Below are 14,359 nucleotides of genomic sequence, written 5' to 3' on the forward strand. Positions count from 1 at the left end.
GCTGATCTTCCCACGGCCAGGATCTGAACCGTTGAGCTCCCTGCCTGCCCTGCATGAGGCCCTGCCGACGCCCCAGGCCTTCCATCTCCAGAACGGCGTTCCGGTGGTGAGTGTGCGGCAGGAGCAGGCGCCGGTGGTCTGCCTGGATTTCTGGTGCCGCGCCGGCAGCGCCAGCGAGCAGGCGGCCGAATCCGGCCTGGCCCACTTCCTCGAGCACATGGTGTTCAAGGGCAGCGAAACCCTTGCCCCTGGAGCGTTCGATCAGCGCATCGAGGCGCTCGGCGGCAGCAGCAATGCCGCCACCGGCTTCGATGACGTTCACTACCACGTGCTGATTCCACCGGCGGCGGCGGCGGAAGCCCTCGATCTGCTGCTGGATCTGGTGCTGCACCCGCGCCTGGAGGCCTCCGATTTCGACATGGAGCGCCAGGTGGTGCTCGAAGAACTCGCCCAGAGCGAAGACCAGCCGGAGGACGTGGCCTTTCAGCGGCTGCTGGCGCTGGCCTGCCCAGGTCATGCCTACGGACTGGCGATTCTCGGTGAGCGCGAGGCCCTCACCCGCCACAACCCCGAGCGCATGGCTGCCTTCCACCGGCGCGGCTACCGGCCCAGCGCCTGCAGCCTGGCGGTGGCCGGTGCCCTCGATGGACTGGATCTCGAGGCCATGGTGGCGGGCAGCGCCCTGGCCGACCTGGCTGATCCTGCAGGCCTCTCCGCCAGTGCCGGACCCGGCGAGCCCCCTGCTACCACCACACCAGCCACTCCATCGGCCCCTGCTTCTGCGCCCTCAGCCGCTCCTGCCCCAGTCCTCGCGCTGCAGCCCGGCCGCCACACCCTCCGGCTCCCTCGCCTGGAGGCGGCCCGCCTGCTGATGGTGTGGCAACTGCCCGCCGCTGCCGATCTGGAGGCCACGGCCGGCGCTGACCTGCTCACCACCCTGCTGGCGGAGGGACGCCGCAGCCGTCTGGTGCAGCGGTTGCGGGAGGATCTGCGCCTGGTGGAAAGTGTTGACCTCGATCTCAACGTGCTCGAGGCCGGCAGCCTGGCCCTGCTCGAAGCCGTCTGCGAACCCGATCAGGCGGAGGCTGTGGAGGCGGAGATCGTCAAGGTCTGGCAGGAGCTCAGCGCCACGCCCCCCAGCACCAGCGAGTGGGAGCGTGCCCAGCGGCTGGTGGCGAACGGCTATCGCTTTGGTCTGGAGGCGGCTTCGCCGGTGGCGGGGCTGATCGGCAACCAGAGCCTCTGGGGGCGGCTGGAGCCCCTGCAGGAGCCGCTCGAACGGTTGCGGCTCTGGACGCCGCAACGGCTGCACGCTGAGATCCTGCCCCTGTTCGCCCCTGAGCGCGCCTGCCGTGTGCTGGCCCTGCCCGCATGAGCATTCCTCCCATCCCCCCCCTGCCGGCGCCTGACACCTTCACCCTGAGCAGCGGCTGTCCGGTCTGGGTGAGCCGGCGCCCTGGCCCGGCGATCCTGTCGGCGCGCCTTTGGATCAGGGGCGGCAGCGCTGCCGACCCGCCCGGTGAGCGGGGTCGCGCCCAGCTGCTGGCCGGCCTGCTCACCCGCGGCTGCGGAAACCTCAGTGGCGAGGCGATTGCCGATCTGGTGGAGGGCCTCGGCGATGAACTGCGCTGCGAAGCCAGCGAAGACGCCCTGGTGATCAGCCTCAAGTGCGCCACGGCCGATGCCTCTGCCGTGCTGCCGCTGCTGCACACCATGGTGCGCAGCCCGTGGCTGGCGCCGGATCAGCTCAGCCTTGAGCGGCAGCTCAACCTGCAGACCCTCGCCCGCCAGCGGGAAGATCCGTTCCAGCAGGCCCACGATCTGTTGCGCCGCCAGCTCTACGGCCAGGGGGGCTACGGCCATGACCCCCTGGGTGTGGACGATGAGCTCGCCGCCGTGGAGCGGCCCCGGTTAGCGCAGGCCGCCGCCGGGCTCGGCTCGCAGGGGGCGGTGCTGGTGATGGCGGGCCAACCGCCCGAGGCGGTGAGGGATCTGCTGGAGGTGGCGGATGAGGGTCAGGAACCCTCTCCCTGGACCACCTTTGCGCCGCAGCCCGGCGCCGGCCCCGCAGGCTGCGGCGGCCCTGAGCTGGTGACGGTGGAGCAGGACACCGAGCAGCTGGTGCTGATGCTCGGAGCCGCCACGGTGCCCCTGGCCGATCCCCGCTCCCTGGCTCTGCGCCTGCTGCAGTGCCATCTCGGTGTGGGCATGTCCAGCCGGCTGTTCGTGGCCCTGCGCGAAGAGCACGGCCTTGCCTACGACGTGGGTGTGCACCTGCCGGCTCGCCGCGGGGCCGCCCCGTTCGTCTGCCACCTCTCCAGTTCAGCCGAGCGGGCGGCGCTGGCCACCACCGAGCTGCTGAACGAATGGCAGCGGCTGCTGGATCAACCCCTCACCCTCCCGGAGTGGCAGCTCGCCCTCGCGAAGTTCCGCGGTTCCGCTGCGGTTGGCCGCCAGACGGGTGGCCAGGTGGCCGATCGCCAGGCGCTGGTGCTCGGCCATGGCCTGCCCTGGTCCTACGCCGATGAGGCGGTGGTCCGCGCCGAAGCGCTCACCCCCCACGCCCTGCAGCAAGTGGCGCGCAGATTGCTGGCAGCCCCCAGCCTCAGCCTGTGCGGTCCAGCTGGCGCCCTCGCCATGGCGGAACGGGCCTGGGCCGCTCACCCGTTGGGGCGTTCGGCAGTGGGGTCCGTGTCAGCGGCGGCGCAGAGCTGATCGGGCTCCAGCAGAAAGGTGCCACGCCGAAAGCGCACGGCCAGCTGTCCCAGTGCTCTGAGGCTCACCACCTGACCCACCTCTCCGCTGTCCACCAGATCGGGCGGTCGCAGCATCGGCATCGGGTCGGCGGTCTTGAGATAGGCCGGCCGCTCGCCCAGCTGCACCAGGGCACCGACGGCATAGGCAGGGGATGGCGGTTCGTCCATTGGCAAGGCTGTGCAGCTGCCCCCCACTACAGCAGGATGGAGCCAACCAGATCTCCCTTGCTTGCGGGCCTTAGCTAACTGCAGCGGCGCCATCGTCGGACTTCTGCTGATCATCAGCGGCGGCCTGATCCGTGTCGCCGTTGCCATGCCCTTCGTGGATGGGGGTTACGCCCTGCGCGAACTGCCGGTCACCGCACAGGTGCCGGCCCTGTTGCTCACTGCCCTGGTGTGCGGCCCACGGCCGGCCCTGCTGGCGGCGGTGGCCTACCTGAGCCTTGGCCTGCTGGTGCTGCCGGTGTTCCACACCGGTGGCGGCATGGCCTACCTGCTCGATCCGGGCTTCGGCTTTCTGGCCGGTTTCATCCCGGCCGCCTGGCTGAGCGGCCGCCTGGCCAGCCAGCCCGGCATGGGCGAACTGCTGCGCCTGATGGGGGCGGCGCTGTTCGGCCTGGGGGTGATCCAGCTGTGCGGCCTCGCCTACCTGCTGCTCGGTGGACTTGTGGGCCGCTGGGGAGGGGGCCTGGGCGATCTGCTGCTCGCCTACAGCCTCGGTCCGCTGCTGCCCCAGCTGATGCTCTGCTGCGCCGTGGCGGTGCTGGCCGTGCCGCTGCGCCGGCTGCTGCTGGTCAGCTCGTGAACGGGGGGCCGTCATGAGCCTCGCCGGCCATCGCCGCCGCGCCGCCTGGATCACCGCCCTGGTGGTGCTGGTGCTCGATCAGGCCAGCAAGGCCTGGGCCCTGTCGGCCCTCTCCGGCACCTCCAGCAGCCCGTTGCTGCCCGGTCTGCTGCGCCTGCGCCTCGTCTTCAACACCGGCGCCGCCTTCAGCCTGTTCACCGGCTCCACCAAGGCGCTGGCGCTGGTGAGCCTGGTGGTAGCGATCGGCCTGGGGGTGTGGATCCATCGCCAGAGCAGCCTGCGCCGCTGGCAGTGGCTGGGGGTGGGGGCGCTGTTGGGTGGTGCGCTCGGTAATGGCCTCGACCGCTGGCGGTTCGGCTGGGTGGTGGATTTTCTCGAACTGGTGCCGGTGCGCTTTCCGGTGTTCAACCTGGCGGATGTGGCGATCAACGTAGCCGTGATCTGCCTGGCGCTCGACCTGCTGGAGGAGAGCCGTGGTCGCGGGACTTGAGCGCCTCAAGCAGCGCCTGGCGCAGCCGCCCGAAGCGGGAGGCGCTGTGCTGGAGGTGTTCCTCCCCGGTCAGCCCTCACGCCGGTTGGCGCTCTACGGCGGCCTCTATCGCATCGGCCGCGATAACCGCCTGGAGGTCGGCATCGACCATCCGGCGGTGAGCAAGCAGCACGCGTTGCTGGAGCAGGTGGGCGGTGACTGGCTGATCCGCGATGACAACTCCACCAACGGCCTCTATTGGCGCGGCAGCCGGGTGACTGCACTGCTCCTGCGGGACGGCGACGTGGTGCGGCTCGGCCCGCCCTCGGAGCCGGGGTTGCCAGAACTGGTGTTCCAGCGGCGACCCATGCCCCGGCTGCTGCGCCTGGCCCGGGCCGGCACCTTGGCATTGGCGGGCGCTGCCGGGGCCGGCCTGCTGCTGCTGGGTCTGTCAGCGCTGCAGTTGCCGCTGCGCGGCAGCCTGGCGCCGGTGCGGGGCCCGCTGGCCCTCTACGACCGCGCCAACCGGCCCCTGCAATCAGCCGATTCGCGCGAACACCGCGAGAACAAGAACCTCTCCGATTTCCCGCCGGTGCTGCGGGATGCGCTGCTGGCCAGTGAGGACAGCCGCTTCTGGTGGCATCCGGGGGTGGATCCGATCGGCACCGGTCGCGCCCTGGTCACCAACCTGCTGGGCGGGCGCGTGCTGGAGGGGGGCAGCACACTCACCCAGCAGCTGGCCCGCAGCCTCTACCCCGATCAGGTGGGACAGGGCGAGACCCTGGCCCGCAAGTGGCGCGAGCTGCTGGTGGCGCTGCAGCTGGAAGCCCGATTCAGCAAGAGCGAGCTGCTGCTCAGCTACCTCAACCGGGTGTATCTGGGCGTGGGCTGGGGCTTCGAGGATGCCGCCCGCAGCTACTTCGGCAAACCCACCGCCAGGCTCGATCTGGATGAAGCGGCCCTGCTGGTGGGTCTGCTCCCTTCGCCGAACGGCCACGATCCCTGCTCCAATCCCCAGGCGGCGCTGGACGCGCGCAATGCCGTGCTCGCCAAGATGGCCGACACGGGAAAGATCAGCGCTGATCAGGCCCGCCAGGCCCGCCGCCGGCCGATTCAGCTCGGCCCCAAGGCCTGCCGCAGTGGCCAGGGACGCCCGGCGCCCTTCTACACCGATCAGGTGCGCGCTGATCTGGAAACCCTGGTGGGTGCGGAGGTGGCCGTGGAGGGCAACTTCCTGGTGGAGACCCACTTTGATCCGGCGTTGCAGCAGGTGGTGGAGCGCCAGCTGCGGCGGGCCCTGGCCCGCGGCGGCGCCTCGGAAGGGGCGGTGGTGGTGCTCGACAGCCGCAGCGGCGGGATGCTGGCGATCGCCGGCGGCCGCGATTACCGCCGCAGCCAGTTCAACCGGGCCAGCATGGCCCTCAGGCAGCCCGGCAGCACCTTCAAGCTGTTCACCTACGTGGCGGCGCTGGAGCGTGGTGCCAAGCCCGGCGATGGCATCGACTGCGGCCCGCTCACCTGGGCGGGGCAATCCTTCGCCAGCACCTGCCGCGGCGCGATCAGCCAGCGGCAGGCCTTCGCGATGAGCAGCAACACCGCCGCGCTGCGGCTGGCCCGCCGCGTCGGGCTGGAGGCGGTCGAGCAGACGGCCCGAGACCTCGGTATCACCTCGCCACTGCATGCCGTTCCCGGGCTGGCCCTTGGCCAGAGTGAGGTGGTGCTGACCGAGCTCACCGCCGCTTACGCGGCTGTGGTCAACGACGGGGTGTGGCATGCGCCCAGCACCATCCGCCGCCTCACCGATGCCGAAACCTGTGCCGGCCTCGACAGCGCCCGCTGTCGCGAGCAGCGGGCCCGCACTGCCAGAAGCGTGAGCCCGGGGCGGCAAGTGGTCAAACCCCAGACGGCCAAGGCCATGCAAGGGATGATGCGCGCGGTGGTGCGTTCCGGCACCGGCACTGCCGCCTACCTGGGTGGCAACGAGGGTGGCAAGACCGGCACCACCAACGAGGCGCGTGACCTGGTGTTCGTGGGCTTCGAACCGCGCCGGCACATGGTGATGGGCATCTGGCTCGGCAACGACGACAACCGCCCCACCGGTGGCTCCAGCGCCCAGGCCGCTGCCCTCTGGGGCGACATCATGCGGGCGGCGCCCAGCGGCACCCCAGCCGCCGTCGCCCGGCGCTGATGCCCCGCTTCCGCCTCTGGATCTGGCTGGCGGTGGCGCTGGCCGCCGTCGTGGCGGCCTCCGTGCTGATCCAGGCCGTCAACAATCTGCTCTGGCAACTCAGCTACCTGCTGCCGGCCTGGCTGGTGGGCCCGGTCACCCTGCTGTTGCTCGGTGGTGGTGTGCTGCTGGTGGCCCGCTTTGCCGGCCCCTGGCTGCTGGCCTGGCGCCGCCGCCCCCCGCCGGCAGCGCCGCCACCGCCGGCCGTGGCGCCCGGCAACCGCCAGGAGGCGGCCGAACGGCAGCTGCAGGCGATCGATCAGGTGCTCGAACGGGTCCGGGACGACGTGGCGCGCGTGGCGTTGCGGCAGGAGCGGGAACGGGTGGAGGCGGAGCTGGCCCGTGGTGATCTCGAGCTGGTGGTGTTCGGCACCGGCTCCACCGGCAAGACCTCCCTGATCCGTGCCCTGCTGGATGAAGTGGTGGGGGAGGTGGGTGCCGCGATGGGCTCCACCGGCGACTGCCGCGTCTACCGCCTGCGGCTCAAGGGACTGCGCCGCGGTCTGCGGCTGGTGGACACCCCCGGCATTCTGGAAGCAGGCAGTGATGGCCGCCAACGGGAGATCACGGCGCGGGAACGGGCCGCCCGCGCCGATCTGCTGCTCTTCGTGGTCGACGGCGACCTGCGCGCCGCTGAACTGGAGGTGTTCGAGGCGCTCGCCAGCCTCGGCAAGCGCCTGTTGCTGGTGCTCAACAAGTGCGATCTGCGCGGCCAGGAGGAGGAGCGCCGCCTGCTTGAGCTGCTGCGCCGCCGCTGTTCCGGCCGCCTCGCCGACGAGGACGTGCTGCCCGCCAGCGCCGCCCCCCAGTCGGTACCGCTGCCCGGGGGCCGCCCGCACCAGCCGCTGCCGGAGATCGATGCCCTGCTGCGACGGATCGCCACCGTGCTGCATCAGGACGGTGAGGAGCTGCTGGCGGACAACATCCTGTTGCAGAGCCGCCGGCTGAGCGAGGCCAGCCGGGCCCTGCTCAGCGCCCAGCGCCGCAGCGACGGCGAACGCATCGTGGATCGCTACATGTGGATCGGTGCCGGGGTGCTCGTGGTGACGCCTCTGCCCGTGGTGGATCTGCTTGGCACCGCGGCGGTGAACGCCCAGATGGTGGTGGAGCTTGGCAAGGTCTATGGCGTCACCCTCACGCGGGAGGCCGGCCAGGATCTGGCCCTGTCGGTGGGGCGCACGCTGGCCGGTCTTGGCGTGATCAAGGGCGGGCTGGCCCTGATCGGCTCCGCCCTCACCCTCAACCTGCCGGCGCTGATCGTGAGCAAGGCGGTGCAGGGGGTGAGTGCGGCCTGGTTCACCCGCATTGCCGGTCAGAGCTTTCTCACCTACTTCGAGCAGGGGCAGGACTGGGGTGATGGCGGCATGCAGGAGGTGGTGCGCCGCCTCTACGACCTCAACCGCCGCGAGGGGGCCCTCAAGGACTTCCTGCAGGCGGCCTTCAACCGGGTGGTGGAGCCGTTGCAGCGGCGGAAGGACCCCCAGCTGCCGCCACGCCCAGGGCCTCGGGGGGAGGGGGAAGCAGGGGGCCGCGGGCGTCGAGCACCGTGATCAGCCCGAGGTAGAGCACCCCGATCAGAATCGAGATCGCCCCGGTGAGGATGGCCACCCAGCGGCCGCGCTTGTCGGAATCAGCCATGGGTAGGCACCAGCAGCGCGGAAGGCACGGGAAGCGAGCGGGCCACCACGGCGGCCAGCCGCTCCAGATGTTCGCCCTGGGTGTGGGGGTTGCCCAGCACCGCTTTGAGGTGATGGTGGCCCTGATGCAGCGGCCGGGACAGCATCAACTCCTCCGCCAGCAGCGCCGCACGGCACTGCTGCGACCACTGGGCGCAGGCCTGGGCATCGGCGCCGCTGGGCCGGAAGGCCAGCAGGTGCAACGGGCCACCCACCAGGCTGAGGGCCCCGGCCGGGGCCGCGGCGTGCAGCAGCTGCTCCAGCCGCTGGCGGCGGGCGATCGCCTCGCCCACCAGCTGGTCGATCCCCTCGAGCCCGAGCTGACGCAGGCCAAGCCAGAGCTTGAGGATCTCAGCGCTGCGGCTTCCCTGTAGCCCGCACTCGCCGCCATGGGCGCCTCCCCAGCTGGGTTCCATGTAGGGAAGCCCGGTGCCGAAGGTCTGATGCAGGGCGTCGGGCTCGGCCAGCAGCAGCAGCGAAGAGGTTTTGGTGATCCCAAGCAGCTTCTGGGGGTTCAACGTGACCGAATCGGCCCGGCCCAGCCCTGCGACACCCCCGCAGTGCACGGTGCTGAGGCCGAGCACGCCACCGATCGCCCCGTCCACGTGCAGCCAGAGGCCATGGCGCTGGCACAGCTCGGCCAGGGGCTCCAGCGGATCCACGGCGCCGCGCACCGTGGTGCCGGCGGTGGCCACCACGGCCAGCACGGGCCGGCCGGCCCGCTGCAGGTCAGTGAGCGCCTGCTCCAGCCGCTGCGGATCCAGCCGCCCCTCTGCATCGGTGGGCAGCCGCAGCAAGGCCTCAGGCGGCAGTCCCATCACCAGCACCGCCTTGTCGAGCGATACATGGGCGTCGGTGCTGGTCAGCACCACCACGTCTGGGCGGTGCTGCAGGCCGCGGCTCTGGCGCGCCGTGACCAGCGCCATCAGGTTGCTGAGGCTGCCGCCGCTGGCTGGGATGCCGCCAGCGGCGTCTCCCAGCCCGAGGCGACGGGCCAGCCAGCCGCACAGGCCCCGCTCCAGGCGGCTGAGTGAGGGGGACAGCTCTTCGGAGAGCAGGTTGTTGTTCAGACCGGCGCAGATCAGATCCCCCACCAGCGAAGCGGTGAGCGGCGGCGGATCGAGGTGGGCCAGGGCGCCGGGGTGGTTGGGGTTGTAGGCCCCGTCCATCAATACCTGCAGGTCGGCCAGCAGCGTGGTGCCATCCAGGCCGTGGCGGCGGGGCTCCAGTTCCGGCAACAGGCTCAGCCCGGGCAGTGGCGGGCGGCTGGTGGCTGTGCCCAGCCACTGGCAGAGCTGCTGCACCGCCCCGTTGAGAAACGCTTCCAGCAGCGGATCGGCCTGCCCTGGCGCTGCGAACGGCAACGGCTCAAGCGCCTGGTGCAGGTGTGGCGTGACGGCCAACGGCGGTGCAGGAAGGGGCTTCATTCTCCCTTGCCGTCCCTCAGCATGGAGGCACTGACACGCTGGGTGCCCGACCCGGCCACCGCTGCGCTGTGCTGAGCCCTCCGCCCGTTCCTGCCGCCCAGCAGCGCCTGTGGATGGAGCGGTTGCTGCGCCAGGCCCGCCGCGCCGGTGACAGGGGAGAAATCCCTGTGGCGGCGGTGGTGCTGGATGGGGAAGGGCGCTGCCTCGGCTGGGGCAGCAACCGCCGCCAGCTGGATCAGGATCCGCTCGGCCATGCCGAGCTGGTGGCGTTGAGCCAGGCCGCGGCCATGCGTGGCAGCTGGCGTTTCAACGACTGCAGCTTGATCGTGACGCTCGAACCCTGCCCGATGTGCGCTGGCGCCCTGGTGCAGGCCCGTATGGGGCGGGTGCTGTTCGCCGCCGGAGATGCCAAACGAGGAGGGTTGGGTGGCAGCGTGGACCTGGCCCGGCACCCGAGCGCTCACCACCGCATGGAGGTGGAGGGTGGCTTGCTGGAGGTGCAGGCCACCCTGCTCCTGGCGGATTGGTTCAGGCAGCGGCGACAGCGACGGCCGTGCGGCCCGACTGGAACGCCGGCAGCTCCGTCTCCAGCAGATTGAGCAGCAGATCGACGTTTTCGGCGCGGCTGTTGTAGCCCATCAGGCCGATGCGCCACACCGAGCCGGCCAGCGCGCCGAGCCCGCCGCCCACTTCGATGCCGTGGCGGTTGAGCAGATGGAGGCTGAAGGCCTTTCCATCCACACCCTCGGGAATGCGCACCGTGGTGAGCGTGGGCAGGCGCAGGGGCTGTGGCACAAGCAGCTCAAGGCCGAGGCGCTCCAGGCCGCTCCAGAGGCGCTCGGCGTTGCTGCGATGGCGGCCCCAGGCGTGCTCCAGGCCTTCCTCGGCCAGCAGGCGCAACGCTTCGCGCATGCCGAAGTTCATGTTCACCGGTGCCGTGTGGTGGTACACCCGGTTGCTCCCCCAGTACTGGTTGAGCAGTGACACATCCAGGTACCAGTTGGGCACCTTGCCGCTGCGGGCAGCCAGCTTGGCTTCAGCCCGAGGGCCCATGGTGAACGGACCGAGGCCGGGAGGGCAGCTCAACCCTTTCTGGCTGCAGCTGTAGGCGAGATCCACGCCCCAGGCGTCGAGATGAACCGGCACGGCGCCGAGCGATGTGACCGTATCGAGCAGCAGCAGGCAGTCGTGTTGGCGGCAGAGATCGCCGATGCCTTCCATCGGCTGGCACACACCGGTGGAGGTTTCGGCATGAACAAGCGCCAGGATCTTCGGCTTGTGGAGCGCCATCGCCGCTTCGAGCTCTTCGAGGCTGAAGGCTTCCCCCCAGGGGCGCTCGATCGTGACCACCTCAGCGCGGTAGCGCTGGGCCATGTCGACGAGCCGCAGGCCGAAATAGCCCTTCACGGCCACGAGAACCTTGTCACCCGGTTCGATGGTGTTGGCCAGGGTGGCTTCCATGGCGGCACTGCCGGTGCCGCTCATCGGGATGGTGAGGCGGTTGTCGGTCTGCCAGGCGTAACGCAGCAGTTCCTGCACCTCGCCCATCAGCTCGATGTAAATCGGATCGAGGTGACCGATCGGTGTGCGTGCCAGCGCAGCCAGCACCGTGGGATGGGCATTCGACGGCCCTGGGCCCAGCAGCAGGCGATCGGGGGTGGCGATCGGTTCCAGGGGGAGCCGATGACGATCGTTCACCGGGAGATCGGAAGACTGTGTGACCAAGGCCAGCAGGGCGTCGAAGAAGTGGGTTGCAGCCTACCCAGAGGCCAGAGCTGGTCCTGGGCAGACACGGCTTGGAGCGGATTCAGCGGCAGCGCACGTCGAGCGCAGACAGGCCACGGGCCATGTGATCGAAGGGGACCCGCACGAGCGGAGCCGGATCAAAACCGGCTTCGGCCAGCCGCTCCATCACCACATCGGCCAGCAGCGTGATGCTGCGCACCGTGGGGCCCGTGGGAACTCCCAGGCTCTTGTAGGTGTCGTCGAGACCGTTCAACACCCGCTCGTTGAGAATCGTGGCGTCGTCGGCGATCAGGGCGTAGCTGGCGTAGCGCAGGAAATAGTCCATGTCCCGCAGGCAGGCCGCCAGGCGCCGGGTGGTGTAGGCATTGCCGCCGGGCAGCAGCAGCTCGGGATCCTGCTCGAACAGGCGCCGGCTGGCTTCCCGCACGATGTCGGTGGCTCCCTGGTTGATGATTTCCACCGCCATGAGCCGTTGTTCGCCTTCCGCCAGGTAGGCGGAGATGCGATCGATCGCGTTCCGATCGAAATAGCGCCCCAGCTGGTCATACCGGCCGATCAGACCGGTGATGGCATCGCGCATGACGTTGAAATCGACGCACCTGGGCTGGAAGCTAGCACTGTGAAATGCCCAGAACCCTGTCCAGCTGAGGGATCTGCCGAATCTGACAGAAACGGTTACGCAGGCCGTTCGGCCTGTTTCAGCCCCGCCGGCCCTACGGGGGCCGGGGTCATGCTGGTCTGCTGGTTCCCACTTGCGCTCCTCTTCCTTCCCCTTCGCCCATGGCTCTGACCGTCGATGACGTCCTGCGCCGGCTGCGTGATCAGGCGATTGAACGGGTCGATCTCGGCCTCTGCGACCTGTCCGGCCGCTGGCATCACCTCACCGTGGCCGCCGAGCTGATCCAGCCGTCCAGTTTCAGCGAAGGTGTGTCCGTTGCAGCCCTGCCCGCCGCTGGCTTCGGCGGGGAGTCGCTCGCGGCAGGGGATCTGCCGGAAGCGGCGGTGGTGCTCGATGCCGCCAGTGCCTGGCGTGATCCGTTCCTACCCACCGCACCGCTCAGCCTGTTCGGCTGGATGCGCTGCCGCTCCGATGGCCATCCCGGCTGCGCCCGCTCGCTGGCCAGCCGCGCCACCGAGGCGCTGGCCAGCTCTGGCCTGGCGGACACGGCCCTGTTCCAGGTGGCTCCGCATCTGCTGCTGCGTGGCGCCGGTGAACGCTCCGCCGGCCGCATCCCCCTGGGGGAGCACGGACAGGCAGCAGCGTTGCCGGAGCGGTCGCTGGCCTTCCGCAGCGAACTGCTCTCGCTGCTGGGCACGCCTGCCCCCCTGCAGGCCGCGGAGCTGCTTCCCGCTGCCGATGGCCTGATGCGGCTCGGCTACACCGCCCATCATCTGGCCGCCTGTTGCGGGCTGTCAGCGGCCCTGGTGGCGGCGGAGCGGCCGGCGGAGGCGGCCGGCTGCCTGCCGGTGAGCCAGAGCCTTCGCAAGGCCCGCCTGCCGTTGTTCTACGGCGAAGGCACCCGCGCCGATCTCTCCCAGACGGCCCGCTGGTACATCGGTGGGCTGTTGCTGCATGCCCCGGCCCTGCTTGCCCTCACCGGCACCGGTGCGTCGATCGATGGCGGTTGGGGGGGCGCCGGCAGCGCTGCGCCACTGCGCCGGGCCTACGCGCCAGGGGTTGGCAGCACCGTGGTAGGTCTGCCGGTGGCCCGGCCCACGCCGGCCAGCCAGCGACTGGCGTTCGTGGCCATTGAGGCCGCTGCCAATCCCTACGTCTCCTGGAGCGCCCTGCTGCTGGCGGGCCTCGATGGCATCCGCCGCCAGATCGATCCCGGCGGGATCCAGGCGCTCGAGCCCTCCCATCCGCCGGCGGAGGCCCAGCCAGACCCGTTCCCGCCGCTGCCCACGCACCCGCTCGCCGCGCTGGAGGCTCTGGCCACGGACCATGCCTTCCTGCTGGAGGGTGACGTGTTCAGCAGTGCCTGGATTGCCTTCTGGATCCAGCGACAGCGGCGGCGACTGCCGCTGGCCCCACCTCAAGGGGAGCCGTTCCGGTCGGTCTGAGCCCGCGATCGGACCGGTTTCGCCGGAAGATTCGGGCGCGTGGGGCTCGCGACCTCCGCGGCGATCCGCTGGAATGAAGCCGATGTGAAGGGATGTTCCCGCGCCGCCATGCCCGATGCCGTGAGCAAGCTCGCGTACCAGACCCTCCAGCAAGGCAAGAGCTTGGTGGGAGTGGCGCACAAGGAGCTGAGCACCCGTCTGGGGCAGCTGCTGGCCGCCGACGGGGGCCCGAAGACCGTACCGGTGCCACCGGAGATGCTCAACCAGCTGCGCGCCTCCATGGACCGCTTGCTGGAACTCGACTGGCAGGAAGCGGAGCGGGGGGTGTATCCCGCCTCGCTGTTGTTCGATGCCCCCTGGCTTGACTGGGCCACCCGCTACCCCTTGGTCTGGCTCGACCTGCCCAACATCTGGAGCCGGCGCAGCCAGCGCAATGTCCGCGACCTGCCGCGGGATGTGGAGCCGGAGAACTACCCCGGCTATTACCTGCAGAACTTCCACCACCAGACCGACGGTTACCTGAGCGACCACTCCGCCGCGCTCTACGACCTGCAGGTGGAGATCCTGTTCAACGGCACCGCCGATCCGATGCGTCGCCGTCTGCTGGCGCCGCTTCAGCGGGGCCTGCGCGCCTTCGCCGATCGTCGTCCGGGTCAGCTGCGGGTGCTTGATGTGGCCGCCGGCACGGGCCGCACCCTGCGCCAGCTGCGCGGGGCCCTGCCCGGGGTGCAGCTGGTGGGCCTCGACCTCTCGGCCGCCTATCTCCGTGAAGCCAACCGCTGCCTGAGCCAGCTGCCGGGTGAGCTGCCCCAGCTGGTGCAGGGCAATGCTGAGGCCCTTCCGTTCGCCGATGGCTCCTTCCAGGCCGTCACCTGCGTGTTCCTGCTCCATGAACTTCCCGCCGAGGCGCGGCAGAACGTGATCAACGCCTGCTTCAAGGTGCTCGAGCCGGGAGGGGTCCTACTGCTGGCCGACTCGATCCAGCTGGCCGACTCGCCCCAGTTCTCTGCAGCGATGGAGAACTTCCGCCGTGTGTTCCACGAGCCCTATTACCGCGATTACGTGGGCGACGACATCGAGGCCCGGCTGCAACAGGCCGGTTTTGAGGCGGTCACGGCCCAGACGCATTTCATGACCCGGGTCTGGTGCGCCACACGCCCTCGCGAGGCAGCGGTGACGGCCTGAGACG

13 protein-coding genes are annotated in these 14,359 nt (G+C 70.2%); 9 read left to right on the top strand and 4 right to left on the bottom strand.

Annotated elements, in window-relative coordinates; genetic code table 11:
* The first annotated feature begins 31 nt into the window (after positions 1-31).
* Positions 32-1,375: a pitrilysin family protein gene (locus CJZ80_RS11310; RefSeq protein WP_233133035.1), complete on the top strand. Its 1,344-nt coding sequence runs from the start codon at positions 32-34 to the stop codon at positions 1,373-1,375.
* Complete coding sequence (locus CJZ80_RS11315; RefSeq protein WP_094513123.1) at positions 1,372-2,715, top strand: pitrilysin family protein; 1,344 nt, start codon at positions 1,372-1,374, stop codon at positions 2,713-2,715. The genes CJZ80_RS11310 and CJZ80_RS11315 overlap by 4 nt, the downstream gene beginning before the upstream one ends.
* Here the strand turns inward: CJZ80_RS11315 and CJZ80_RS11320 are convergent.
* Complete coding sequence (locus CJZ80_RS11320; protein WP_094513124.1) at positions 2,661-2,924, bottom strand: DUF3148 domain-containing protein; 264 nt, start codon at positions 2,922-2,924, stop codon at positions 2,661-2,663. The two genes, CJZ80_RS11315 and CJZ80_RS11320, sit on opposite strands and share 55 nt — an antisense overlap.
* Before the next feature lie 61 nt (positions 2,925-2,985).
* Between CJZ80_RS11320 and CJZ80_RS11325 the strand changes: the two genes are divergently transcribed.
* The 4 genes from CJZ80_RS11325 to CJZ80_RS11340 are packed head-to-tail and all read left to right on the top strand — an operon-like array spanning position 2,986 to position 7,807.
* Entirely contained in the window at positions 2,986-3,561 is a 576-nt protein-coding gene (locus CJZ80_RS11325) for a biotin transporter BioY (protein WP_094513125.1), read from the top strand.
* A 13-nt stretch (positions 3,562-3,574) separates the two neighbouring features.
* A complete protein-coding gene (gene lspA / locus CJZ80_RS11330) occupies positions 3,575-4,051 on the top strand; it encodes a signal peptidase II (protein WP_094513126.1) in 477 nt (158 codons plus the stop codon).
* Complete coding sequence (locus CJZ80_RS11335) at positions 4,035-6,218, top strand: transglycosylase domain-containing protein (RefSeq protein WP_369803045.1); 2,184 nt, start codon at positions 4,035-4,037, stop codon at positions 6,216-6,218. Before lspA ends, CJZ80_RS11335 begins: the two co-directional genes overlap by 17 nt.
* Positions 6,218-7,807 (top strand): YcjF family protein, encoded by a 1,590-nt coding sequence (locus tag CJZ80_RS11340; RefSeq protein ID WP_094513127.1) that lies wholly within the window; start codon positions 6,218-6,220, stop codon positions 7,805-7,807. Before CJZ80_RS11335 ends, CJZ80_RS11340 begins: the two co-directional genes overlap by 1 nt.
* Before the next feature lie 80 nt (positions 7,808-7,887).
* Here CJZ80_RS11340 and CJZ80_RS11350 read toward each other — a convergent pair whose 3' ends face one another.
* Positions 7,888-9,360 carry an aminotransferase class V-fold PLP-dependent enzyme gene (locus CJZ80_RS11350; protein ID WP_094513129.1) on the bottom strand — a complete coding sequence of 491 codons (1,473 nt, stop codon included), beginning with the start codon at positions 9,358-9,360 and terminating at the stop codon, positions 7,888-7,890.
* A gap of 68 nt (positions 9,361-9,428) precedes the next feature.
* On the opposite strand from CJZ80_RS11350, the gene CJZ80_RS11355 reads away from it, so the two are divergent.
* On the top strand, positions 9,429-9,959 hold the full coding sequence (locus tag CJZ80_RS11355) for a nucleoside deaminase (RefSeq protein WP_369803047.1): 531 nt from the start codon (positions 9,429-9,431) through the stop codon (positions 9,957-9,959).
* Here CJZ80_RS11355 and CJZ80_RS11360 read toward each other — a convergent pair.
* Together CJZ80_RS11360 and CJZ80_RS11365 are read right to left on the bottom strand one after the other, a co-directional pair.
* The gene (locus tag CJZ80_RS11360; protein WP_369803057.1) at positions 9,889-11,094 is read right to left on the bottom strand and encodes an alanine--glyoxylate aminotransferase family protein; all 1,206 of its coding nucleotides are present in this window, start codon (positions 11,092-11,094) and stop codon (positions 9,889-9,891) included. The two genes, CJZ80_RS11355 and CJZ80_RS11360, sit on opposite strands and share 71 nt — an antisense overlap.
* A 73-nt stretch (positions 11,095-11,167) precedes the next feature.
* Positions 11,168-11,686: an allophycocyanin subunit beta gene (locus CJZ80_RS11365; protein WP_094513131.1), complete on the bottom strand. Its 519-nt coding sequence runs from the start codon at positions 11,684-11,686 to the stop codon at positions 11,168-11,170.
* A gap of 200 nt (positions 11,687-11,886) precedes the next feature.
* Between CJZ80_RS11365 and CJZ80_RS11370 the strand changes: the two genes are divergently transcribed.
* Together CJZ80_RS11370 and CJZ80_RS11375 are read left to right on the top strand one after the other, a co-directional pair.
* On the top strand, positions 11,887-13,170 hold the full coding sequence (locus tag CJZ80_RS11370; RefSeq protein WP_094513132.1) for a hypothetical protein: 1,284 nt from the start codon (positions 11,887-11,889) through the stop codon (positions 13,168-13,170).
* A 108-nt stretch (positions 13,171-13,278) separates the two neighbouring features.
* On the top strand, positions 13,279-14,355 hold the full coding sequence (locus CJZ80_RS11375) for a class I SAM-dependent methyltransferase (protein WP_094513476.1): 1,077 nt from the start codon (positions 13,279-13,281) through the stop codon (positions 14,353-14,355).
* Positions 14,356-14,359: the final 4 nt, after the last annotated feature.

The sequence above is a fragment of the Synechococcus sp. MW101C3 genome (assembly GCF_002252635.1).
Lineage (GTDB): Bacteria > Cyanobacteriota > Cyanobacteriia > PCC-6307 > Cyanobiaceae > MW101C3.

What these genes read in the sequence shown, in the direction of transcription:
- CJZ80_RS11315 (WP_094513123.1), top strand. Translation starts at nt 1,372, where the DNA reads ATGAGCATTCCTCCCATCCCCCCCCTGCCGGCGCCTGACACCTTCACC.
- CJZ80_RS11320 (WP_094513124.1), bottom strand. Translation starts at nt 2,924, where the DNA reads ATGGACGAACCGCCATCCCCTGCCTATGCCGTCGGTGCCCTGGTGCAG.
- lspA (WP_094513126.1), top strand. Translation starts at nt 3,575, where the DNA reads ATGAGCCTCGCCGGCCATCGCCGCCGCGCCGCCTGGATCACCGCCCTG.
- CJZ80_RS11340 (WP_094513127.1), top strand. Translation starts at nt 6,218, where the DNA reads ATGCCCCGCTTCCGCCTCTGGATCTGGCTGGCGGTGGCGCTGGCCGCC.
- CJZ80_RS11350 (WP_094513129.1), bottom strand. Translation starts at nt 9,360, where the DNA reads ATGAAGCCCCTTCCTGCACCGCCGTTGGCCGTCACGCCACACCTGCAC.
- CJZ80_RS11365 (WP_094513131.1), bottom strand. Translation starts at nt 11,686, where the DNA reads ATGCGCGATGCCATCACCGGTCTGATCGGCCGGTATGACCAGCTGGGG.
- CJZ80_RS11370 (WP_094513132.1), top strand. Translation starts at nt 11,887, where the DNA reads ATGGCTCTGACCGTCGATGACGTCCTGCGCCGGCTGCGTGATCAGGCG.
- CJZ80_RS11375 (WP_094513476.1), top strand. Translation starts at nt 13,279, where the DNA reads ATGCCCGATGCCGTGAGCAAGCTCGCGTACCAGACCCTCCAGCAAGGC.